This window comes from Pseudomonas sp. v388 (assembly GCF_003935425.1).
GTDB lineage: Bacteria > Pseudomonadota > Gammaproteobacteria > Pseudomonadales > Pseudomonadaceae > Aquipseudomonas.
Genome location: NZ_RHQN01000007.1, coordinates 51957 through 75792, shown reverse-complemented (window position 1 = coordinate 75792; position 23836 = coordinate 51957). Strand labels below are relative to the sequence as shown.

The following is a 23836-nucleotide window of genomic DNA, read 5'->3' as shown; positions in this document are numbered from 1 at the left end:
TAGCGACAAGCGTGCCAACACGCTGCGCGCTGCCGCCAGGCCCGGTCTAGAGCCGTGCACTGTTTCGAAAGCGCCGCACCACCTTCACAGCTGAACAAAAATGAACAACAAACGCTGAACACTTGAACAATCTGAACATTGACTTTGAACAATTCTGAACGACACTGGATGAACGCTGCGGGCAGGGATGGCTACGCACGACAGACCTGAAAACAATAACAACACGTCACGTCCAGGCACCCTCATGGCACATTCCAGCGCTTCGCTCGCTCACGACCGTATCGTCCAGGACTCATGGAGCCGTTGTCGCGACTTCGGCCTCGATCATCAGACTCGTCCATCTTTTGGCCGCTTGCCCGGCAATGAGGTGTCCCAGCTGCTGGAACGCCATCAGGCGCTGGTGCAGACCACGCATCAGGAAGTGCTGCCCTACTACGAAAATATCCTGAGCAATTCCAATTGCCTGATCCTGCTGGCCGACCATCACGGCCAGTTGCTCAAGTCCTGGGGCATGCAGCGTTTCGTCGATCCTTCCCAGACCCAAGGCTTCCTGGCCGGTGCCAGCTGGAGCGAGCGCGGCACCGGCACCAACGCCATCGGCACGGCGCTGGCCTGCGAGCAGGCCATTCACATCGAGCCGGATGAACATTTTCTCAAGGCCAACCGCTTCATGACCGGCTCCGCCTCGCCGATCTTCGATGCCCAGCGCCGCCTGATCGCGGTGCTGGACGTCTCCAGCGACAGCTTTCTACCGCCCTCGCATACGCTGGGCATGGTCAAGATGATGAGCCAGTCGGTGGAAAACCGGCTGATTCTTGACCAGTTCCGCGACAGCCATTTCCAGCTCACTTTCAACACCGGGCTGAACAACCTCGACAGCCAGTGGGCCGGCCTGCTGGTGTTCGACGAAAGCGGGCGGATTCATTGCGCCAATCGCCGGGCCGACAATCTGTTGGGTGCCAGTCCGTCCGGCGCCACCATCGAAGCCCTGTTCCGCTGCCCGATCCTGCACCTGCTCAGCGAGCCGGAAGGCCGGCCGTTCGCGTTGCATGCCCTGGGCAATAATCGGTTTCAATGTGTGCTGAAACGCCCTCGGCGCAAACCGCTTGCGCTGCATGCCGTCGCCGTCGCCCCCTCGACGTCGGGATCGCAGGCATTGGCGCTGGATGCCGTCGACCTGGGCGATGAGCGGGTCGCCAAGGCCGTAAGCCAGGCCCGTCGCTTACTGGAAAAGGACATTGCGCTGTTGATCCACGGCGAGACCGGGGTGGGCAAGGAAGTGTTCGTCAAGGCGCTGCACCAAGCGAGTTCCAGAGCCGATCGGGCGTTGATTGCCGTGAATTGCGCGGCGATCCCCGCTGAACTGGTGGAGTCCGAACTGTTCGGCTACGCCAAGGGCGCGTTTACCGGGGCGCATCACAAAGGCAGCATCGGCCTGATCCGCAAGGCGGACCGAGGCACGCTGTTTCTCGATGAAATCGGCGATATGCCGCTGCCGGTGCAGGCACGCCTGCTCAGGGTTCTGCAGGAACGCTGCGTTCAGCCACTGGGCAGCAGCGAACAGTATCCGGTAGACATTCGCATCGTGTCGGCGACCAATCGCTGCCTGCGAAACGCGGTGCGGGACGGGCATTTTCGTCAGGATCTGTATTACCGCATCAGCGGCCTGAACATCGAACTGCCACCGCTGCGGGAACGGACCGACCGGCCGGCGCTGATTCAACGAATCTTCGAGCGACACCGGGAAACGCACCAGCGCGCCGGGTTTTCACCGGCGGTGCTGGCCCTGTTCGACAAGCATCCGTGGCCGGGCAACCTGCGTCAGCTCAACAGTGTGATTCAAGTGGCGCTGGCCCTGGCAGACGACCAGCCGGTGGACGTCGAGCACTTGCCGGAGGATTTTCTGCTGGATATACACGAGCGGGAGATCCGGCAGTTGCCCGTTTCGACCATCACGGCCAACGACGATCTGACCGGTTTGCTTCAAGCGGCAGGTGGAAACATCTCACAGCTGGCAAAGCGGCTCGGAGTGAGCCGCAATACCTTGTACAAGCGGTTGCGGGAGCAGCAGCGGGGCTAAGGGCGCGCTTTTGTGGATTGCCGGGGGAGTCTGTAGGGGCGACCTTGGTCGCGAAGCAGCCGGAACATCCGCGCCGTTGTATCGCACGGAAATCCGGGTTCGCGGACCAGCGGAGCGCCGCCCGGTCCGCTCCTACAGGTTCGGCACTGTTAGCGCAGGATCAATCCGCCAGGCGCCAGGTCGTGCCGCCCTTGCCGTCTTCCAGCACCACGCCCATGGCGGTGATCTGGTCACGGATGCGGTCCGATTCGGCCCAATCTTTCGCGGCGCGAGCCGCCAGACGCGCCTGGATCAACGCTTCCACTTCAGCAGCGTCCACCCGGCCTTCGGCACCGGCACGCAGGAAATCATCCGCTTCAAGCTGAAGCACACCCAGCACACTGGCCAGTTGCTTCAAACGCGCCGCCAGACCGGCCGCCGCAGCGGCATCGGCCTCACGCAGGCGATTGATTTCGCGGACCATCTCGAACAGCACCGCACAGGCTTCCGGCGTGCCGAAGTCATCATTCATTGCCGCCGTGAAACGCTCGACGAACGCTTCGCCACCGGCAGGCTCCGCTTCCGGCAAGCCCTTGAGCGCGTGATAGAACCGTTCCAGCGCCGCCTTGGACTCGCGCAGGCTGTCTTCGGAGTAGTTGATCGCGCTGCGATAGTGGCTCGACACCAACAGGTAGCGCACCACTTCTGGATGGTACTTTTCCAGCACATCGCGGATGGTGAAGAAGTTGTTCAAAGACTTGGACATCTTCTCGCCGTTGATGCGGATCATGCCGCAGTGCAACCAGGCATTGGCGTAAGTCTGGCCGGTCGCGGCCTCGCTCTGGGCAATCTCGTTCTCGTGGTGCGGGAATTCCAGGTCGCTGCCGCCGCCATGAATATCGAACGTGTCACCCAGGCAGCAGGTGGACATCACCGAACATTCGATATGCCAGCCCGGACGGCCCGGACCCCACGGCGAATCCCAGCTCGGCTCGCCGGGCTTGACGCCTTTCCAGAGCACGAAATCCAGCGGGTCGTCCTTGGACTCGTCCACTTCGATGCGCGCGCCGATGCGCAGGTCTTCGATCTTCTTGCGCGACAGCTTGCCGTAGCCGACGAACTTGCCGACGCGGTAATACACGTCGCCATTGCCCGGTGCATAGGCGTAACCCTTGTCGATCAGGGTCTGGATCATGGCGTGCATGCCGGGGATATGATCGGTGGCACGCGGCTCCATATCCGGCTTGAGGATATTGAGGCGCGCTTCGTCCTCGTGCATCGCGTCGATCATCCGCGCCGTCAGAGCGTCGAAGGATTCGCCGTTGTCACGGGCACGGTTGATGATCTTGTCATCGATGTCGGTGATGTTGCGCACGTACGTCAGGTCGTACCCGCTGAAACGCAGCCAGCGGGTAACCAGATCGAATGCCACCATGCTGCGGCCATGCCCCAGGTGGCAGTAGTCGTACACGGTCATCCCGCAGACGTACATGCGCACCTTGTTGCCATCCAGCGGCTTGAAGACTTCTTTGCTCTTGGTGAGCGTGTTGTAGATGGAAAGCACGTATGCCCCTTAAGACCAAGAATCTCTTAGCGTTACAGTCCGATTGAAAACCGGGCGACCAGGCTGGGTGTCCTTGATGTCGGCGCAGAAGTAGCCTTCACGCTCGAACTGGAACCGGTCTTCCGGCTGCGCTTGCGCCAGCGAAGGTTCGGCACGACAACCGGTCAGCACCTGCAGGGAGTCAGGGTTGATGTTTTCCAGGAAAGTAGCGCCGTCTTCAGCCTTGTCCGGGCTCGACGAGCGGAACAGACGGTCGTACAGACGCACTTCGCATTCGACACTGGCAGCGGCCGGCACCCAGTGAATCACGCCTTTGACCTTTCGGCCCTCGGGGTTCTTGCCCAGGGTGTCCGGATCATACGAGCAGCGCAACTCGACGATATTGCCGTCGGCGTCCTTGATCGCCTCGTCGGCGCGGATCACATAGCTGCCGCGCAGGCGCACTTCGCCGTTGGGCTCCAGGCGCTTGTAGCCTTTGGGCGGCTCTTCCATGTAATCGTCGCGATCGATGTACAGCTCGCGTTCGAACGGCAGCGCCCGAACGCCCAGGTCTTCCTTCGGATGACGCGGCAGTTCGAGGTTCTCGACCTGGCCTTCCGGGTAGTTGGTGATCACCACCTTCAACGGGCGCAGCACGCACATGGCGCGTGGCGCGGTGCGGTCCAGGTCGTCGCGGATGCTGAACTCCAGCATGCCGAAATCCACCACGCCGTCGGAGCGGTTGGTGCCGACCATTTCGCAGAAATTACGGATCGATGCAGGCGTGTAACCTCGACGGCGGAAGCCCGACAGGGTCGACATGCGCGGGTCGTCCCAACCGCTGACGTGCTTCTCGTCGACCAGTTGCTTGAGCTTGCGCTTGCTGGTCACGGTGTAGCTCAGGTTCAGGCGCGAGAATTCGTACTGGCGCGGACGGGCCGGCACCGGCAGGTTGTCCAGGAACCAGTCATAGAGCGGACGATGGCCTTCGAATTCCAGGGTGCAGATCGAGTGCGTGATGCCTTCGATGGCATCGGACTGACCGTGGGTGAAGTCGTAGTTGGGGTAGATGCACCACTTGTCGCCGGTCTGGTGGTGATGCGCATGGCGGATGCGATACAGGATCGGGTCGCGCAGGTTCATGTTCGGCGAGGCCATGTCGATCTTGGCGCGCAGTACGCGGGCGCCGTCCTCGAACTCACCGGCCTTCATGCGGGCGAACAGGTCCAGGTTTTCCTCGACGCTGCGCTCACGGAACGGGCTGTTCTTGCCCGGTTCGGTCAGGCTGCCACGGTATTCGCGGGCCTGTTCGGGGGTCAGGTCGTCGACATAGGCCTTGCCCGACTTGATCAGTTCCACCGCCCAGTCGTGCAACTGGTCGAAATACTGCGACGCGTAGCGGACTTCACCGGCCCACTCGAAGCCCAGCCACTTGACGTCGCTCATGATGGCGTCGATGTATTCCTGGTCTTCCTTGGCCGGGTTGGTGTCGTCGAAACGCAGGTGCGTTGCGCCGCCGAACTCATTGGCCAGCCCGAAGTTCACGCAGATCGATTTGGCATGCCCGATGTGCAGGTAGCCGTTGGGCTCCGGCGGGAAGCGGGTGATGATCTTGCTGTGCTTGCCTGAGTCCAGGTCGGCCTGCACGATCGGGCGCAGGAAATTGGTAGGGACGACAGGGCCTGCCTTTGAATTCGCAGCGGGTTCTGGAGTGGGCTTGCTCATAGGATCCTTGGACATACTCGTGCGCGGCCAGGGTAGGCCGACTAAATCAAAGCGCTTATCATAGCCGAAGCTGTCAAGGCCCTGACAACAGAGTGCGCATTGGAGGCTATAAAAGCTGCAAAACCCATGAAATATGTAACCTCCCCTGTAAACTGCACGTCAGGGTGATATTGCGCCCATTCTTCAATGCCCAAAAGAGCGACTTCGATATGTCCAAAGTAAAATTGACCACCAACCACGGCGACATCGTTCTGGAACTGAACGCTGAAAAAGCGCCGCTGACCGTAGCCAACTTCATCGAATACGTTAACGCCGGCCATTACGAAAACACCATCTTTCACCGCGTTATCGGCAATTTCATGATCCAGGGCGGTGGTTTCGAGCCTGGCATGAAGGAAAAGAAAGACAAGCGCCCAAGCATCCAGAACGAAGCCAACAACGGCCTGCCGAACAAGAAGTACAGCATCGCCATGGCCCGCACCATGGACCCGCATTCGGCATCCGCCCAGTTCTTCATCAACGTGGCTGACAACAGCTTCCTGAACCACACCGCCGCGACCACCCAGGGCTGGGGCTACGCAGTATTCGGCGAAGTGGTCGAAGGCACCGACGTCGTCGACAAGATCAAGGGCGTTTCCACCGGCAGCAAGGCCGGTCACCAGGACGTGCCGACCGAAGACGTGATCATCGAGAAAGCCGAGATCGTTGAGTGATACTGCTGATCTCCGACCTGCACCTTGAGGAAGGACGCCCGGATATTACCCGGGCGTTTCTGGATCTACTCCACGGCCGTGCACGCTCGGCCGAAGCGTTGTACATCCTCGGAGACTTCTTCGAAGTCTGGATCGGCGACGACGCGATGTCGCCCTTCCAGGCCTCGATCTGCCAGGCCCTGCGCGATGTGAGCGACAGCGGCACACGAATTTTCCTGATGCACGGCAACCGTGACTTCATGCTTGGCAAGCGGTTCTGCCAGGCGGCCGGCTGCACGCTGCTGCCCGACCCAAGCGTGGTGCCGCTCAACGGTGAGCCGGTGCTGCTGATGCACGGCGACAGCCTGTGCACGCGCGATGAAGGTTATATCCGGATGCGCCGCATTCTGCGCAATCCCGTTACCCTCTGGGTGCTGCGTCATCTGCCGCTGAAAACCCGCCACAAGCTGGCGCGCAAGCTGCGCAACGAAAGCCAGGCGCAGACGCGCATGAAAGCCAACGACATCGTGGATGTCACCGCAGATGAAGTGCCGCGCATCATGCAGCAGTTCGGCGTGCGCACCCTGGTCCACGGCCATACCCACCGCCCGGCAATCCACAAACTGCAGATCGGTGACCAGGCCGCACGGCGCATCGTGCTGGGCGACTGGGACCGTCAGGGCTGGGCCTTGCAGGTGGATGAGCAGGGGTTTGCGCTGGGGGCGTTTGATTTCGTGCCTGAGCCGGTCAAGCTGCTGAACTGATCGGTTCGAATGAGAATTCTTGTGGACGATTCTTGTGGGAGGGAGCTTGCTCGCGACTGCGGTGCTTGAGTCACGCTTCGGTGCCTGACCCGGCAGGGTCGCGAGCAAGCTCCCTCCCACAGATCATCTGGAGCACGTAATGCTGCCGGCCGCTCCTTCAATCAATGCCCGCCGCCGCCCGGCGGGCCGGCCTTGGCAGCGAATGGCGGTCTGGCCAGCCAGACCAGCAGAATCAGACCCATGAACACCCAACCCAGCATGTGGAAATAATCCACCGTGGACATCATGTACGCCTGTCCGTTGAGGGTCTGCTCCAGCTGCGCATAGGCCTGCGGGCTGGCGCCGCCAAGACTGTCCAGCGCGTGTCGGGTCGCCGGATCGAAAGTACTGATGTTTTCGCTCAGGTACGCATGATGCTGATCGGCACGGCGGATCCAGATCCAGGTGGTCAGCGAAGCGGCGAAACTGCCGCCCAGGGTGCGCAGGAAGGTCGCCAGGCCCGAGCCGTCGGCGATCTGGTCCGGTGGCAGGTCTGACAGCAGAATACTCAGGGTCGGCATGAAGAACAGCGCCACACCGATACCCATGAACAGTTGCACCATGGCCACATGCTGGAAATCCACCTCGTTGGTGAACTCGGCGCGCATGAAACAGCTCAGGCCCATGGCCAGGAACGCCAGCCCGGCCAGAATCCGCAGATCGAAGCGATGCGCGTACTTGCCGACGAAGGGCGACATCAGCACCGGCAGAATCCCGATCGGAGCCACTGCCAGCCCGGCCCAGGTCGCGGTGTAGCCCATCTGCGTCTGCAGCCACTGCGGCAGCAGCAGGTTGATGCCGAAAAAACCGGAATAGCCGCCGATCAGCACCAGCGTACCGATGCGGAAATTACGAAACGCAAACAGCCGCAGATTGACGATCGGGTGCTTGTCGGTCAGCTCCCAGATAATGAAGACCGCCAGGGCCACCAGCGAAATCACCGAGCCCACGACAATGAAGTTCGATTCGAACCAATCCATGTCGTTGCCCTTGTCCAGCACCACCTGCAACGCGCCGACGCCGATGATCAATGTCATCAGGCCGATATAGTCCATCGGCTGGCGACTGGTCTTGACCGGGCGCCTGGCCATCTGGGTACGCACCACGAACGCGGCGAACAGCCCGATGGGAATATTGATGAAGAAGATCCACGGCCAGCTGTAGCTGTCGGTGATCCAGCCGCCAAGGATCGGCCCGGCAATCGGCGCCACCACCGTGACCATCGCCAGCAGCGCCAGCGCCATGCCCCTCTTGGCCGGTGGATAAATGGCTATCAGCAGGGTCTGCGTCATCGGGTACAACGGCCCGGCGACCACCCCTTGCAACACGCGAAAGCCCACCAGTTCCGGCATGGACTGGGAAATCCCGCACAGAAACGAGGCCAGCACGAACAGCAGCGTGGCCCATAGGAACAGCTTTACTTCGCCGAAGCGGCGGCTGAGCCAGCCGGTCAGTGGCAGCGCGATGGCGTTACTGACCGCAAACGAGGTGATGACCCAGGTGCCCTGCTCGGAACTCACGCCCAGGTTGCCGGAAATGGTCGGCAAGGCCACGTTGGCGATGGTGGTGTCGAGCACCTGCATGAAAGTCGCCAGCGACAGACCGATGGTACACAGCAGCAGGCTGGGCGGCGTAAAAGAAGCCGGAGCGTTATTACTCATCGCGAATCCTTTGAAACTCTGACGGCGCCCCGGCTTGGGGGCCGAGGCATGCGGATTGGCGAATCAGCGGCGTGCGGTGGTCTTGCCGCCGAGCGCGCTGTTGTCGTGGATCAGGCGGGCAATGAGCGCATCGGCTTCGGCCAGCTGACCGGCGTAGATATCGGTACTGAACGTCGCCTGGCGTGGAGGTTGCTGGGCCAGCACCGGGCCGCTCTGGTCATGCAGATTGACCTCGACGGTGGTCGACAGGCCGACACGCAGCGGATGGTCCGCCAGTTCCTGGGCATTGATGTGTACCCGCACTGGCACTCGCTGGACGATCTTGATCCAGTTGCCGGTGGCGTTCTGCGCCGGCAGCAACGCAAACGCACTGCCGGTACCGGCGCCCAGGCTGTCGATGGTGCCGGTGTACTTGACATCGCCACCGTACAGATCGGTACTGATTTCCACCGGCTGGCCGATGCGCATCTTGCCCAGCTGGGTTTCCTTGAAGTTGGCGTCGATCCACAGCTGATCAAGCGGAATCACCGCCATGGTCGCGGTGCCCGGCTGAACCCGCTGGCCCAGTTGAACGGTGCGCTTGGCGACATAGCCGGTGACCGGCGCCAGCAGCGTGGTGCGGGCGTTGGCCAGATATGCCTGGCGCAGCTGCGCAGCGGCGGCCTTCACGTCAGGATGCGACGAGACTTCGGTGTCATCCACCAGCGCCACGTTGCTCGCCAGTTGCTGCTGGATATGGGTCAGCGCGCTCTGGGCGCTGGTCAGGTCGTCCTTGGCGTGGGACAGCTCTTCCTGGGAAATTGCCCCGCTGGCCGCCAGATTGCGCCGACGGTTGTAGTTGTCCTGGGCCTTCTGCACTTCCGCACGCTGGGCTGCCAGTTGGGCCTTGATGCCGTCGACGTTGCTGTAGAGGCCACGCACCTGGCGCACGACCTTGCCCAGATTGGCTTCGGCACTTTGCAGGCCGACTTCGGCGTCGCTGGGGTCGAACTTGAGCAATACCTGGCCTTCGCGAACCAGATCGCCATCGTCGGCGGCAATGCTGATGACGGTGCCGGTGGTCAGCGGCGTGATTTCCACCACGTTGCCGTTCACATAGGCGTCGTCGGTGCTTTCACTCCAGCGACCGTAGAGTTCATGCCAGGCCCACACGGCCAGGCCGCAGACGATGACGACCAGCGCCAGGCCGATCAGCAGGAGCTTGCGTTTGCCCGGGTTCTGATTCTTCTGATCGGGTGCAGATTGATGTTCGGAAGCGGCAGCAGCCATGACGATTACCTTGTAGTCAGCGAAGCAGTTGAAATGGGCGCCGGGTCGGCTGCGGTCGAAAGCTGCTCATGTTCCGGGGCGGCGCCTTCGAAACCGCCGCCCAGGGCCTGCATCAACTGGATCGACAGATCGATTCGTTCAGCGTTGAGGTCAGCCAGTTGGCGTTGGGATTGCAGCAGTTGCTGTTCGGTGGTCAGCACGTCCAGATAATTGCCGATGCCAGAGCCGTAACGCCGGGTGGCGGTGGCAAAGGACTGCTGGACCACATCGGTGGCGTGCTGGCGAGCCTTGATCTGGCCGTCGATGTCGCGCAACTGGCCAATGGTGTCGCTCACTTCGCCCAGCGCACGCACCAGGCTCTTGTTGTACTGCGCCACGGCCAGGTCGTAGTCGGCATCGCGGGCATCGAGGTCGGCGCGCAGGCGACCGCCGTCGAACAGCGGCAACGAGACAGTCGGCTTGATATTGAAGAAGCGACTGGCCGAACCGAACATGGCGTCGCCCAGCAACGACTCGACTCCGGCTGAAGCGCTGAGGTTCAGGTTCGGGTAAAAGCGCGTCTTGCTGGCTTCGATATTGCGACCGGCCGCCTCGACGCGCCAGCGAGCGGCGACCAGGTCCGGACGTCGGCCAAGCAATTCGGCAGGCAGGCTGGACGGCAAGGCTACCGCTGCGGGTCGCAACAGGTTCGGCCGAGTCAGCGCAGCGCCGCGATCCGGGCCTTTGCCGAGCAGCACCGACAACGCAATCTGCGCGCTGCGCAGACGCTTGTCGGCATCGAGCAGCTGTTCCTGAGAACCGGCTTGCAGACTTTCGGTCTGCTGCAACTGGAACTGGCTGTCGATCCCGGACTTGAAGCGACTGCTGCCCAGATCGAGCATCTGCCGGGTGCGCTTCAAGTCTTCGGCGGCCAGATCGCGGACGATGTACGCCTGCCCCAGATCGCTGTAGGCGCGGGCCACATCGGCGGCCAGCGTCAACTGCGCAGCCTGCTGATCGACTTCCGCCGCCCGGGCCTGACCTAGAGCGGCTTCCCAGGTGGCGCGTTGCCCGCCCCACAGATCAAAGCTGTAATCGAAGCTGGCGCCCAGGCTGCGCAGGGTGCTGTAACGCCCGCCTACACCGAGCGGGTCTTGATCCCGAGCCAGACGCGAACGGCTGACCGAAGCACTGGCATCGACGCGGGGCATGCGTGAAGCGTCGGCGGCATAGGCGGCAGCCGTGGCCTGATGGGTACGGGCGCTGGCGACCTGCATATCGGGGCTGTCACGCAGGGCCTCGGCAATCAGGCTGTCGAGCTGTGAATCACCCAGGTTTTTCCACCAGTCAGGGGCCGGCCAGCCGGCGGGTGACAGACTGACATCGGCCAGGCTTTTACCGGTTTCCAGGCTCCGGGCGTCCAGGCGGCGGCCTGCGGTATCCAGCCCGCTGTAACTGGCGCAACCGGCCAGGCCCAGGGCCATGGCGAGCAGGCTGGCGCTGACGCGTAATGTCGTGGCGTTCATTTCGTACTCTTGGGAAGAAAGCTCAGACGCGTAAGGGTGATGTGGTCATCGGCGGCCACCAGCACCTTGGTCAGAATCCGTTGCAGGGTTTGCACTTCCTCGGCGTCGAGGGCGGCGAAGGTATCGTTCATCGCGTCGGCACCGATCTGCGGCAGCAGGTCGGTCAACGTGCGGCCTTGTGCCGTCAACTCCAGATGCACCTGACGCCGGTCGGTTTCCGAACGGGTGCGCACCACCAATTGTTTCTGCTCCAACCGATCAAGCATTCGGGTCATGGAGCCACTGTCCAGCGACAGGTGCCGACACACTTCCACCGGCGTATCCGCTGCAAACTGGGCCACGATGATCAGCACCTTGAACTGTGCCGACGTGACGTCGTAGGGCTCCAGGTACTTGTCCAGCATCCGGTCCTTCAGGGCATTGGTGCGACCGACCAGCATGCCCATCAGACTGGAATCGACGTTGTCGGGACTGAAATGTTTCAAGGCTTCACCCAATAAAGCTGCCTAGGCAGTGATTACAAAATGTTACTGCCTAAGCAGCGAATGTCAAAGCATTTGTTAGCCTGCTTATCAAATTCGCCGACGGATGCGCATAAAAAAACGACCGTAAGAACGGTCGTTTTGGGTGTTACCTGAAACAGGTCAGGCGGCAATCGGCACGCCACTGTGAAACCGGAAATCTTCATCCGGGCTTTCGATCAGTTCACGTTCGGCAAGCCGTATTTCTTCGATCTTGGCGTCGACGTCCGCCTTGTCGCCATAGGTGTAGGCCAACTTGAGGTAATCCTGGAAATGCCGGGCTTCGGACTTGAGCAGGCCGCCGTAGAACTTGGCCAATTCTTCGTCCAGATGCGGCACCAGTGCCGCGAAGCGCTCGCAGGACCGGGCTTCGACGATGGCGCCGACAACCAGCGCATCGGTCAGCCGGTACGGGTTGTGGTTGCGCACGCGCTTGCGCAACGAGCCGGCGTAGCGCGCCGAGCTGATATTGGCCATGGGGATCTGGCGCTTCCTGATAAGGCTGATGACCTGCTCGAAGTGTCGTAGCTCTTCGCGAGCCAGACGCGACATCTTGCTCAGCAGGTCGAATTTGTCACCGTATTGAAACATGAACTGGAACGCCGCCCCGGCCGCCTTCTTTTCATTGTTCGCGTGGTCGATCAGCAAAATATCCAGATTGCGCAATGCAGCCTGGACCCAACTGTCGGGAGTGCGGCAAAGCAGGAAGGCTTCGATTTCAGGGATCGGGTGCATAGGCTCACAGATGACCGAGGGCAAAGCCGGGCATTATACGAGCGGCCCGCGCTGTCGGCGACCCAAATGCGCTGATCCGGATCAGCCGCGGGGCGGATTCAGGCCGACTATAGTTAGCGGCAGGCCCACATCGTGCGGAGCGCCGTCATGCAATCGATTCGCAGCATTCTGGTCGTCATCGAACCGGATCACCCCGATAGCCTGGCGCTCAAGCGCGCCTGCCTGCTGGCGGAAGTCACCCAGGCCCACCTGCATCTGCTGGTCTGCACCCGGAAGCCGGTGCACGACCTGCTGCTCGAAGACCTGCGAGCGGGCCTGGTCGAAGAAGGTTTCACGGTCAGTATCGAACAGGACTGGGACGATTCAGCCCACAAGACCATCATCAAGGCCCAGCAGGCACGCGGCTGTGACTTGGTGGTCAAGCAGCATCTGCCCGACAACCCGTTGAAAAAGGCGCTACTGACGCCCGACGACTGGAAACTGCTGCGCTACTGCCCAAGCCAGGTATTGATGGTCAAGACCGAGCGACCCTGGACCGGCGGCGTGGTTCTGGCGGCAGTGGATCTGGGCAACCGGGAAGCGGAACACAAGGCGCTGCATTACAGCATCGTCGACTACGGTCACGGCATCGCCGCGCTGGCCCAGGGCGAACTGTACGTGGTAACCGCTTATCCTTCGCCAATGCTGGCGGCGGCCGACCCGATCTACCGACTGCGGGAGAGCATCGAGGCGCGCTATCGGGACGAGTGCCAGGCATTCCAGGCGCAGTTCGACGTCGACACCGATCATTTGCATATCGCCGAAGGTCCGGCCGACGTGCTGATCCCGCATACCGCCCATCACCTGCAAGCGGTACTGACCATCATCGGCACCGTGGCCCGTTCCGGCCTGTCCGGCGCGCTGATCGGCAACACCGCCGAAGCGGTGCTCGATGCTCTGGAAAGTGACGTGCTGGTGCTCAAGACCGAGGCGGTCATCGCGCATCTGGAGGAGGGTCTGCGCAAACCGTGAAGCTATCGAAGCTGTAGGAACGGACTTGTTCGCGAAGACATTGGGTCGGCCACAGCAGATGTGCTGGCGGTACCGACCCTTTCGCGGACAAACGGAGCGCCGCCCGGTCCGCTCTCAAGAACTACAGGGCATCACGCAAAAAGTTCGGCGCGATATAGCGCTCGTAATGGGCCTCGGACAGCAGGAAGAATTCCCGATCAATGGCATCGCGCAATTCGGGAAGCGTCCAGTCGCGGAACTCGGGCAGCAGCACGAAACCGTAGGCTTCGACCTGGCTGATCACCCGCGCGCCGCGGGCAATCAGCTGGTAGGCCCAGCAATATTCGGACTGATGCGGGACAAAGCGAATCTTGCGCTGGGTCAACTGCATCCGCAGCTTCTCGGGATCAAAGACCTCCAGTTTGGCGGTCATCACCTGCACCAGCAGCTTTTCCAGCCGCAGCCACACCGCACGCTTCTCCTGCTCGTTATAGCCGTTCCAGTGGATCACTTCGTGATGGAAGCGCTTGCAGCCACGGCACACCAGATCCCCGTAAACAGTGGAGCAAAGGCCGACGCATGGGGTCTTGATGATTTGATCTGGCATGGCTGGACGGACAACGGCAGGCGAAACGAGCGCCCATGTTAGCCCTTTGTCTAACGAGGGTCACCCCCGAACGTGACCGGTTCAACTTACCTTCGGGGAAGAATTGCCGTAGAATCAGCGAGCCTTTTAAGGCGCCAATGTCCGTTGGAAGCTGTTTTCAAAGCGTCACGAGCACAGTCAAGTTAATCCGGCAGTACGGTGCCGACAGGCCATTCCCTCATCACGAATGGTTGTGTCGGCCGGCCCTCCCCCCGTCCTGCAGGCGTAAAACTTTGAAAACAGCTTCTGTGAGAAATCACCCAGACCCTGCCGACAACGCTTATAAGCCTTGCGTGGGTACGAGTGATTTCTGGATGAGCGTCCCGGACACCCATTTGGGACCACTGATGAGGGTAATACTGTGCTTGAAGCCTACCGTAAACACATCGAAGAGCGTGCCGCCCAGGGCATCGTGCCCCAGCCGCTTAACGCCGAACAAACCGCAGGTCTGATCGAACTGCTGAAGAACCCTCCGGCTGGCGAAGAAGCTTTCCTTGTCGACCTGATCACCAACCGCGTACCGCCAGGCGTTGACGAAGCTGCCTACGTCAAGGCCGGTTTCCTGTCCGCCCTGGCCAAGGGCGAAGTGTCTTCCCCGCTGATCGACCGCAAGCGCGCCACCGAGCTGCTGGGCACCATGCAAGGCGGTTACAACATCGTCACGCTGGTTGACCTTCTGGACGACGAGACCCTGGCGCCGGTCGCCGCCGAACAGCTCAAGCACACCCTGCTGATGTTCGACGCCTTCCATGACGTCGCTGAAAAAGCCCGGAACGGCAACGCTCACGCCAAGGCGGTCCTGCAATCCTGGGCCGATGGCGAGTGGTTCAAGAAGCGTCCGGTACTGGCCGACAAGATCAGCCTGCGCGTCTTCAAGGTCGCCGGCGAAACCAACACCGACGACCTGTCCCCGGCACCTGATGCCTGGTCGCGTCCCGACATTCCGCTGCACGCCCTGGCCATGCTGAAAATGGCCCGTGAAGGCATCGTGCCGGACGTACAGGGCTCCATCGGCCCAATGAAACAGATCGAAGAAATGCGCGGCCAGGGCTTCCCTATCGCCTACGTCGGTGACGTGGTCGGTACCGGTTCCTCGCGTAAATCGGCGACCAACTCGGTGCTGTGGTTCTTCGGCGACGACGTTCCCTACGTGCCGAACAAGCGTGCCGGCGGCTTCTGCTTCGGCAGCAAGATCGCTCCGATTTTCTACAACACCATGGAAGACGCCGGCGCCCTGCCGATCGAGTTCGACGTCAGCAACATGAACATGGGCGACGTGATCGACCTGTATCCGCATGCCGGCAAGGTCTGCAAGCACGGCACCGACGAAGTCCTGGCCACCTTCGAAATGAAGACGCCGGTCCTGTTGGACGAAGTCCGTGCCGGCGGCCGTATCCCGCTGATCATCGGCCGCGGCCTGACCGACAAGGCTCGCGCGGAGCTGGGCCTTGGTCCGACCGATCTGTTCAAGCTGCCTGAAGCCCCTGTCGACACCGGCAAGGGTTTCACCCTGGCGCAGAAAATGGTCGGCAAGGCGTGCGGTCTGCCGGAAGGCAAAGGTGTCCGTCCAGGCACCTACTGCGAACCGAAGATGACTACCGTCGGTTCCCAGGACACCACCGGCCCGATGACTCGTGACGAGCTCAAAGACCTGGCTTGCCTGGGTTTCTCCACCGATCTGGTCATGCAGTCCTTCTGCCACACTGCGGCTTATCCAAAACCGATCGACGTCACCACGCACCACACGCTGCCTGACTTCATCATGACCCGTGGCGGCGTTTCCCTGCGTCCGGGCGACGGCATCATCCACAGCTGGCTGAACCGCATGCTGCTGCCGGACACCGTCGGTACCGGTGGCGACTCGCACACCCGCTTCCCGATCGGCATCTCCTTCCCGGCCGGTTCCGGCCTGGTCGCCTTCGCCGCCGCCACCGGCGTGATGCCGCTGGACATGCCCGAGTCGATCCTGGTTCGCTTCAAGGGCAAGCTGCAACCCGGCATCACCCTGCGCGACCTGGTTCACGCGATCCCGTACTACGCGATCCAGAAAGGCTTGTTGACCGTCGAGAAGAAAGGCAAGAAGAACGCCTTCTCCGGCCGCATCCTGGAAATCGAAGGTCTGGAAACCCTGACCGTCGAGCAAGCCTTCGAACTGTCCGACGCCTCGGCAGAACGTTCGGCTGCAGGCTGCACCATCAAGCTGTCCAAGGAGTCGATCACCGAGTACCTGCGTTCCAACGTCACTCTGCTGCGCTGGATGATCGAACAGGGCTACGGCGACCCACGCACCCTGGAGCGTCGTGCCCAGGCGATGGAAGCCTGGATCGCCAACCCGGAACTGCTGGTTGCCGATGCCGACGCCGAATACGCCGAAATCATCGAAATCGATCTGGCCGACGTCAAGGAGCCAGTGCTCTGCGCGCCGAACGATCCGGACGATGCTCGTCTGCTGTCTTCGGTTCAGGGCGAGAAGATCGACGAAGTGTTCATCGGTTCGTGCATGACCAACATCGGCCACTTCCGCGCTGCGGGCAAGTTGCTGGATCAGGTCAAGGGCCAGTTGCCGACCCGTCTGTGGCTGTCGCCGCCGACCAAGATGGACGCTCACCAGCTTACCGAAGAAGGTTATTACGGCATCTACGGCAAGGCCGGCGCACGCATGGAAATGCCAGGCTGCTCGCTGTGCATGGGTAACCAGGCACGCGTCGAGCCGAACTCTACCGTGGTGTCGACCTCGACCCGTAACTTCCCGAACCGTCTGGGTGACGGCGCGAACGTCTACCTGGCCTCGGCCGAGCTGGCGTCCGTCGCATCGATCCTGGGTCGCCTGCCGACCGTCGAGGAGTACATGGGCTACGCCAACCAGATCGATACCATGGCAGCGGACGTGTACCGCTACCTGAGCTTCGATCAGATCGCCGAGTTCCGTGAAGCCGCCGCGAACGCCAACATCCCGGTCGTTCAAGCGTAAACACGAGCAGAAGCGTCAAAAAGAACCCCGCCTTGTGCGGGGTTTTTTATGGGCGCGTTTCCTGTAGCAACTGTCTTGCGATGATCTGTGGGAGGGCGCGGGTTTTGCGCAGAACCGGTGGGAGCGCCGCCCGGTCCGCTCCCACGAAAGTTGTATTGCCCCACAAAAAAACCCCGCACCTTTCGATGCGAGGTTTTCTTTTAGCAGCTCAACGCATCACACCACCGGCGTTTGCCCGCTCATTGCCAGGTCCAGCAGTTCGCGGTTGGCGACGGCATACATGGCGTAGTCGGTGCCGCTGGCTGCCCGCAGTTCGACCAGCATGGCGCGCCAGCGCTCGACCATCAGCGCGTGCTGTTCCAGCCACAGCGCCAGACGCTCTTCCACTTCCGAAGGACCATCGGCCATCTGCAGCACCGAAACGGTGATCGCCCGCTGCTGCCAGTCGATGTCGTCACGGAACGCTTCACGGGCCAGGGCCTGCCAGTTGTTTTCCACCGGCAGGTTGCTGATCTGTTGCAGATACCAGTTGAGGTCCAGCGCGCTGCCCACGGCGAAGTACACCTTGGCCACGTCGGCAGCGTCCTGGCCGGTGACATCCGAGGCTTCGATGATCGGCAACAGCGTGTACAGGTGGCTGGTGCCCGCGACCATCCGCGCCAACAGCTCCGGCACGCCGGCTTCGACATAGGCCTGATACCGCGCCTGCCAGACTTCCCGTGTCGGACCTTCCAGGAGTTCGTCGAGCTTGAGGCCCAGCGCCGCCAGATGCGGACCGAAGTGCGCCACGTCGCGACCAGCGTCCAGTTCGTTGCGACGGCTGCGCAGGAACCAGCGGGTGGCACGGCGTCCCAGGCGCATCAGCTCATCCATCAGCGACAGCTGGATTTCGGCCGGAACCTTGTAGTCCAGTGCCTCGATCTGGCGGAACCAGTGCGGCAGATGGAAGATATCGCGCACGGTCACGTAGGCACCGGCCACACTCGCGGCGCTCATGCCGGTCGACTCCTTGAGCCGCTGCACGAAGGTGATGCCCATGTGGTTGACCAGGTCGTTGGCGATCTGGGTGCTGACGATTTCGCGCTTCAGGCGATGGCTGCGCATGGTCTTGGAGAACTTGGCGCCCAGCGACGGCGGGAATGCGGTTTCCATGTCACGCGCCAGGTAATCGTCATCCGGCACGCGGGACTCAAGCAATGCTTCGTTGAGGTCGATCTTGCTGTACGAAATCAGCACCGACAGCTCCGCACGGCTCAGACCCTGGCCTTGGGCAACCCGCTCGGCGATCTGTTCTTCGCCAGGCAGGAACTCGATGGCACGGTCCAGCTTGCCGCGCGCCTCCAGATCGTTCATCAGACGCTTGTATTCGGCGATCCGGTCGTAGGCACGCCGCGCCGCCAGCGACAGCGCCTGGGTCTGCTTGTAGTTGTTGCCCAGCACCAGGTTGCCGACTTCGTCGGTCATGCTTTCCAGCAGCTGGTTACGCTGCTTTTCGGTCATGTCGCCGGCCTGCACCACTTCGTTGAGCAGGATCTTGATGTTCACTTCGTGGTCGGAGCAATCGACACCGGCCGCGTTGTCGATGAAGTCAGTGTTGGTGGCGCCGCCATTGAGGCCGAACTCGACACGGCCCAGCTGGGTCATCCCCAGGTTGCCGCCCTCGCCCACCACCTTGCAGCGCAACTCATTGCCGTTGACGCGATGCGCGTCGTTGGCCTTGTCGCCCACATCCGCGTGGCTTTCTTCACTGGACTTGACGTAAGTCCCGATACCGCCGTTCCACAACAGATCCACCGGCGCCTTGAGCAGTGCGTTGAGCAACTCGGTCGGCGTCAGTTTGTCGGCCTTGATGTCGAAGCGCTCTTTCATCTGCGGGCTGATGGCGATGCTCTTCGCGCTGCGCGGGAAGATGCCGCCACCGGCGGACATGATGCTGGTGTCGTAGTCGGTCCAGGCCGAGCGCGGCAGGTCGAACAGGCGCTTACGCTCGGCGAAGCTGGTGGCCGGGTCCGGGTTGGGATCGACGAAAATATGCAGGTGGTTGAACGCCGCCACCAGTTGCAACTTGTCGGACATCAACAGACCGTTGCCGAATACGTCACCGGCCATGTCGCCGATGCCAACCACGCTGATGCTGTCTTGCTGGACGTTGATTTCGCGTTCACGGAAGTGACGCTGTACGCCCACCCACGCGCCTTTGGCGGTAATGCCCATTTTCTTGTGGTCGTAACCGGCCGAACCACCGGAAGCGAACGCATCGCCGAGCCAGAAGCCGTAGTCGATGGCGATGCCGTTGGCGATATCGGAGAAGGTCGCGGTCCCTTTGTCCGCTGCCACGACCAGGTAAGGGTCGTCGTCATCATGGCGTACCACGTTGGCCGGCGGCACGAGCACGCCTTCCTTGAGGTTGTCGGTAATGTCCAGCAGCCCGGAAATGAAGATCCGGTAGCACGCGACGCCTTCGGCATGGATATCATCGCGGCTGCCGCCCAATGGCAGGCGTCGTGGCAGGAAACCACCCTTGGCGCCGACCGGTACGATAACCGAGTTTTTCACATGCTGGGCTTTTACCAGGCCCAGCACTTCGGTGCGGTAGTCCTCTTCACGATCCGACCAGCGCAGGCCGCCCCGCGCCACATTGCCAAAGCGCAGGTGCACGCCTTCGACCCGCGGCGAGTAAACGAAGATTTCGAACTTGGGCACCGGCTTGGGCAGCTCGGGGATCAGGCGCGGGTTGAACTTGAAGCTGAAGTAGCTCTTGTTCTGCCCGTTGGCGTCGGTCTGATAGAAGTTGGTACGCAGCGTCGCTTTGATCAGGTCCAGATAGCGCCGCAGGATGCGGTCTTCGTTGAGCACTTGAACGTCGTCCAGCGCCGTCAGGATGGCCTGCTCCAGACGCAGTTGCTTGTCGTCCAGATCATCGGAACCCAGCTTGCGCGCCAGATAGAAGCGGGTCTTGAACAACCGCGTCAGTTCTCGCGCGATATCGGTGTGGTTGTTCAGGGTGCTGGCGATGTAGCCCAGGTCGAAGCCCAGGCGGATCTGCTTGAGGTAACGGGCGTAGGCACGCAGCAATGCCACGTCGCGCCACGGCAGACCGGCGGTCAGCACCAGACGGTTGAACGCATCGTTTTCGGCATCGCCCTTGACGATATGGACGAATGCGTCCTGCAAGGTGTCGTTGAGCTGCTGGATATCCAGGTTCAGCCCTTCGCCGTAGGAGAAAGCGAAGTCGTGGATCCAGAACTCGCGACCGTTGGCGTGATGCAGGCGATACGGGAATTCACCCAGTACACGCAACCCGAGGTTTTCCAGGATCGGCAGCACGTCCGACAGCGCCAGCGGCGTATCGGCGTGATACAGCTTGCAGTGCAGTTGCTGACGGCCACCGGCCAGCGGCTGATAGAAGCTCATGACCAGCGGGTTGGTTTCACTCAGGCTCAGCAGGTGCTGCATGTCGACCACCGCCGAATGCGCGGCAAAGCGCTCGCGGTAGCCGGCCGGGAAGCCTTTCGGGAAGTCGGCCAGCACGTTGGTGCCGTGGGCCTCGCCGAAGCTTTCCACCACCAGACTGGCGTAGTCGTCTTTCCACGAACGGCAAGCCTGGATGACTTCGTTTTCCAGCTGGACCGGGTCGATATCCAGGTTGACCTTGGGATCGACGCGCAGGATCAACTGCACACGGGCCAGGACCGACTCGGAGAAGAAAGTCCAGAACTCGCAGTCGCTGGCCTTGAGGCGCTCCATCAGCACTTGCTGGATCTTCTGGCGCACTTCGGTGGAGTACACGTCGCGCGGTACGTAGGCCAGGCAGTAGCAGAAGCGGCCGTACGGGTCCTTGCGCAGGAACACGCGGATCTTGTTGCGTTCCTGGATCTGCACGATCGACATCACGGTGGTGAACAATTCATCCACCGGCGTCTGGAACAGGTCGTCACGAGGCAGCACTTCCACTACCTGCGCCAGTTCCTTGCCCAGGTGCGCCTTGGCGTCGAACCCGGAGCGGCGCTCGATTTCCGCGACCTTGCGACGGATGTACGGAATCTGCCGCACGCTCTCGCCATACACCGAGGAGGTGTACAGGCCCATGAAGCGGCTTTCCTTGATGACATTGCCGGCAGCGTCGATCTGGCGGATCGAGACGAAATCCGGATACGCCGGGCGATGCACGCGGCTTGGCTGCGCGGCCTTGGCGAAGGACAGCAGCGTCGGTTCCTTGAGGTAGTTCACCGCATAGTCTTCGATATGCAGTTCTTCGCGGGTCAGGCCGGGACGCAGCAGCCGGGCCAGGCCCAGGAACGAGGACTCGTCGTACACCAGCTCGCCGCCATCGGCACCGCTGTTGACCACGAACTCTTCGTAGCCCAGAAAGGTGAAATGGTTGTCCACCAGCCAGTGCAGGAAGGTCTTGATCTCGGCCTTCTCTTCCTCGGCGACCGCGTATTCGCTGGTGTCGATGCCGGCCAGCAGCTCGTGCAGGCGCGCTTTCATCGGCTCGAAGTCACCGACCGCCGCACGCACCTCGCCCAGCACCTGCTGAAGCTCGCGGGCCAGCACGTTCATTTCGGTGGCATTGGCGCAGCGGTCGATCTCCAGGTACATCAGGGATTCCTGGAGAATCCCCTCACCGGCGGTGCCCTTGGGCAGCAGTTCCTGCAACTGGCCGCCCGCGCCACGGCGCACACTCAATACGGTGGTCTGCAGGGTGTGGATGCTGTAGCCACGGCGGTTGAGTTCGGTCCGCACCGAATCCACCAGGAACGGCAGGTCGTGATGCAGCACTTCGACGGCGGTGTGAGTCGATTGCCATCCATGACGCTCGTAGTCAGGGTTGTAGACCCGGACCTGCGGGCTGGAGTGCTCGAAGCGCTCAAGCAGACGCCAGGCCGACAGGGTGCAGCCTGCCAGGTCGGACAGCCGACGCTGGGTCAGCTCGTCCAGGGAAATGATGCCGAAGAATTGTTCGGCGAACAGCGCCACTTGTGGCAGTGCCTGTTCGCTGATGTGCTGAGCCAGTGCCGCTTGCAGTTGATGCTGGAAGTCGGACTTGCTGGCTGCGGTGAAGAACGCCATCTGTGGTACTCCGCTTTGGCTTTTATTGGAGAGGCTTGGAGCAACTGCCTCGACCGGCTGTGCCAATGCATCCATCTGGCATGGACACGAGCCCATCGAGTGTAAAACCAAAATCCGTTCCCGGGTGTGTCCGGGTAAGCAGATTCGACTGTCGATGTGACCGTGGAAACCGGCAAAGCGCACAAACCAAGGCGTCGCCCACGACCGTTCATCACCGCCCAGCTTACGAGAGCGGCACCGGCACTACTTACGAGGCTGCGACATATTCGGTCATCGCCATGCAGGCGCAGCGGGACGATGGTGCCAATCTCCGACAAAAAAAACCGGACGGTGGCAGAATCCCAGCCTGCCTACCGCCCAGGAAATCTCACCATGCAAATCAAGACCGCGCTTCTGCTCGCCAATCCTTGCGACGACGAGAACGACGACATGGCGTTGCTGTGCTGCCATGACGAGAATCACGAGCTGTTTTCCCTGGCGCGTTTTCCGGATGAAGACGAAGTCGAGATCACGGTGTGCGACGACACGGTGTATGTCACGAGCCTGAAGGTGACCTTGAGCGCCACGCAACTGGTGGTGGAAATCTCGGCCGAAGATGCAGAAGCCCTGGGTGGCGATACCCGGTACGAGATTGTGCATGGCACCGATCCGGGCGAGTGGGCTGAACTCCAGGAAACGCTGCGGATCATTCTCGACAATGTCGGTACATATGTCTGTGAGATCAACTGAGCCGCGCGTATAGACTGAGCGCTCGCACCCAGGAGGCTCCCATGATTTCCATCTTCGATGCGCATTGCCACATCATCGACCCGCGCTTTCCGCTCAAGGCCAACGACGGCTACCTGCCCGAGCCGTTACCGGTGGTCGACTACCTCGCACAAGTCACCCCGCTGGGCATCGTCGGCGGCGCGGTGGTGTCCGGCTCGTTTCAGGGGTTCGACCAGGGCTACCTGCTCAACGCGCTGCGCCAGCTGGGGCCGGGCTTCGTCGGCGTGACCCAGCTGCCCGCCACCGTTACCGATGCCGAACTCGACACCCTCAATGGTTTCGGCGTCAGGGCACTGCGCTTCAACCTCCGGCGCGGCGGCTCCGAACAGCTGGATCAGCTGGAAACCCTGGCCCGACGCGTGCACGAACGGGTCGGCTGGCATTCGGAGCTGTATGTCGACTCACGGGAGCTGACGGATATCGAACAGCGCCTGCGTGACCTGCCGGCCATCAGCATCGACCATTTGGGCCTGAGCGCCGAGGGCCTGCCTGCCCTGCTGCGTCTTGCCGAGCACGGTGCGCGGATCAAGGCCTGCGGCTTTGGCCGGGTGGACTTCCCCATTGCCGAGACGTTGCGCAACATTCAAGCGGCCAATCCCGCTGCGCTGATGTTTGGCACCGACCTGCCTTCGACCCGCGCGCCTCGCCCCTTCCGGCCTCAGGATATCGTTCTGCTCATCGAGGCCCTGGGTGAAACGGGTGCGAAACGTGCCCTGTGGGACAACGCGGCAAAGTTCTACCGACTGTAGATCGCCATGCGCATGCGGTGCCGAACATCGCCTGCGATGACGGCGCCGGGCGAGACTTCCTACAGGCGATCTACAAAGCTTGTCAGACAATTCTTAAAAAACAGCGGTACAGGTCCTGAAATCCCA

The 23836-nt window shown here is 61.7% G+C and carries 16 protein-coding genes; 7 read left to right on the top strand and 9 right to left on the bottom strand.

The features are described 5' to 3' along the window. The first annotated feature begins 244 nt into the window (after window positions 1-244). Entirely contained in the window at window positions 245-2080 is a 1836-nt protein-coding gene (locus EGJ27_RS17285) for a sigma-54-dependent Fis family transcriptional regulator (RefSeq protein ID WP_125831959.1), read from the top strand. Between the two features lie 160 nt (window positions 2081-2240). Here EGJ27_RS17285 and cysS read toward each other — a convergent pair whose 3' ends face one another. Beyond that, window positions 2241-3623, bottom strand: coding sequence for a cysteine--tRNA ligase (gene cysS, locus EGJ27_RS17280; protein ID WP_125831958.1), 1383 nt, complete (start codon window positions 3621-3623; stop codon window positions 2241-2243). A gap of 9 nt (window positions 3624-3632) precedes the next feature. Beyond that, window positions 3633-5327 carry a glutamine--tRNA ligase/YqeY domain fusion protein gene (locus tag EGJ27_RS17275; protein WP_125831957.1) on the bottom strand — a complete coding sequence of 565 codons (1695 nt, stop codon included), beginning with the start codon at window positions 5325-5327 and terminating at the stop codon, window positions 3633-3635. A 209-nt stretch (window positions 5328-5536) separates the two neighbouring features. Between EGJ27_RS17275 and EGJ27_RS17265 the strand changes: the two genes are divergently transcribed. Then, window positions 5537-6040: a peptidylprolyl isomerase gene (locus tag EGJ27_RS17265; RefSeq protein WP_125831955.1), complete on the top strand. Its 504-nt coding sequence runs from the start codon at window positions 5537-5539 to the stop codon at window positions 6038-6040. Beyond that, complete coding sequence (gene lpxH / locus EGJ27_RS17260; RefSeq protein WP_125831954.1) at window positions 6037-6783, top strand: UDP-2,3-diacylglucosamine diphosphatase; 747 nt, start codon at window positions 6037-6039, stop codon at window positions 6781-6783. Before EGJ27_RS17265 ends, lpxH begins: the two co-directional genes overlap by 4 nt. A gap of 161 nt (window positions 6784-6944) precedes the next feature. Here lpxH and EGJ27_RS17255 read toward each other — a convergent pair whose 3' ends face one another. The 5 genes from EGJ27_RS17255 to EGJ27_RS17235 form a co-directional block, all read right to left on the bottom strand. Next, window positions 6945-8483, bottom strand: coding sequence for a DHA2 family efflux MFS transporter permease subunit (locus EGJ27_RS17255; RefSeq protein WP_125831953.1), 1539 nt, complete (start codon window positions 8481-8483; stop codon window positions 6945-6947). 63 nt (window positions 8484-8546) lie between these two features. Then, window positions 8547-9752, bottom strand: a complete 1206-nt coding sequence (locus EGJ27_RS17250) for an efflux RND transporter periplasmic adaptor subunit (RefSeq protein ID WP_125831952.1) — start codon at window positions 9750-9752, stop codon at window positions 8547-8549. A 5-nt stretch (window positions 9753-9757) separates the two neighbouring features. Continuing rightward, on the bottom strand, window positions 9758-11257 hold the full coding sequence (locus EGJ27_RS17245; RefSeq protein WP_125831951.1) for an efflux transporter outer membrane subunit: 1500 nt from the start codon (window positions 11255-11257) through the stop codon (window positions 9758-9760). Beyond that, complete coding sequence (locus tag EGJ27_RS17240; RefSeq protein WP_125831950.1) at window positions 11254-11742, bottom strand: MarR family winged helix-turn-helix transcriptional regulator; 489 nt, start codon at window positions 11740-11742, stop codon at window positions 11254-11256. Before EGJ27_RS17240 ends, EGJ27_RS17245 begins: the two co-directional genes overlap by 4 nt. 159 nt (window positions 11743-11901) lie before the next feature. Next, the gene (locus EGJ27_RS17235; protein ID WP_125831949.1) at window positions 11902-12513 is read right to left on the bottom strand and encodes a tRNA-(ms[2]io[6]A)-hydroxylase; all 612 of its coding nucleotides are present in this window, start codon (window positions 12511-12513) and stop codon (window positions 11902-11904) included. Window positions 12514-12660: 147 nt separating this feature from the next. Between EGJ27_RS17235 and EGJ27_RS17230 the strand changes: the two genes are divergently transcribed. Further along, on the top strand, window positions 12661-13524 hold the full coding sequence (locus EGJ27_RS17230) for a universal stress protein (RefSeq protein ID WP_125831948.1): 864 nt from the start codon (window positions 12661-12663) through the stop codon (window positions 13522-13524). 121 nt (window positions 13525-13645) lie between these two features. On the opposite strand, the gene EGJ27_RS17225 is transcribed toward EGJ27_RS17230, so the two are convergent. After that, window positions 13646-14110: a DUF1289 domain-containing protein gene (locus EGJ27_RS17225; RefSeq protein ID WP_125831947.1), complete on the bottom strand. Its 465-nt coding sequence runs from the start codon at window positions 14108-14110 to the stop codon at window positions 13646-13648. A gap of 400 nt (window positions 14111-14510) precedes the next feature. Between EGJ27_RS17225 and acnB the strand changes: the two genes are divergently transcribed. After that, complete coding sequence (gene acnB, locus EGJ27_RS17220; protein ID WP_125831946.1) at window positions 14511-17120, top strand: bifunctional aconitate hydratase 2/2-methylisocitrate dehydratase; 2610 nt, start codon at window positions 14511-14513, stop codon at window positions 17118-17120. Window positions 17121-17336: 216 nt separating this feature from the next. Here acnB and EGJ27_RS17215 read toward each other — a convergent pair whose 3' ends face one another. Continuing rightward, window positions 17337-22193 (bottom strand): NAD-glutamate dehydrogenase, encoded by a 4857-nt coding sequence (locus EGJ27_RS17215; protein ID WP_125831945.1) that lies wholly within the window; start codon window positions 22191-22193, stop codon window positions 17337-17339. A gap of 372 nt (window positions 22194-22565) precedes the next feature. Between EGJ27_RS17215 and EGJ27_RS17210 the strand changes: the two genes are divergently transcribed. Then, window positions 22566-22922 carry a hypothetical protein gene (locus tag EGJ27_RS17210; protein WP_125831944.1) on the top strand — a complete coding sequence of 119 codons (357 nt, stop codon included), beginning with the start codon at window positions 22566-22568 and terminating at the stop codon, window positions 22920-22922. 41 nt (window positions 22923-22963) lie between these two features. Next, window positions 22964-23710, top strand: coding sequence for an amidohydrolase (locus tag EGJ27_RS17205; protein ID WP_125831943.1), 747 nt, complete (start codon window positions 22964-22966; stop codon window positions 23708-23710). Window positions 23711-23836: the final 126 nt, after the last annotated feature.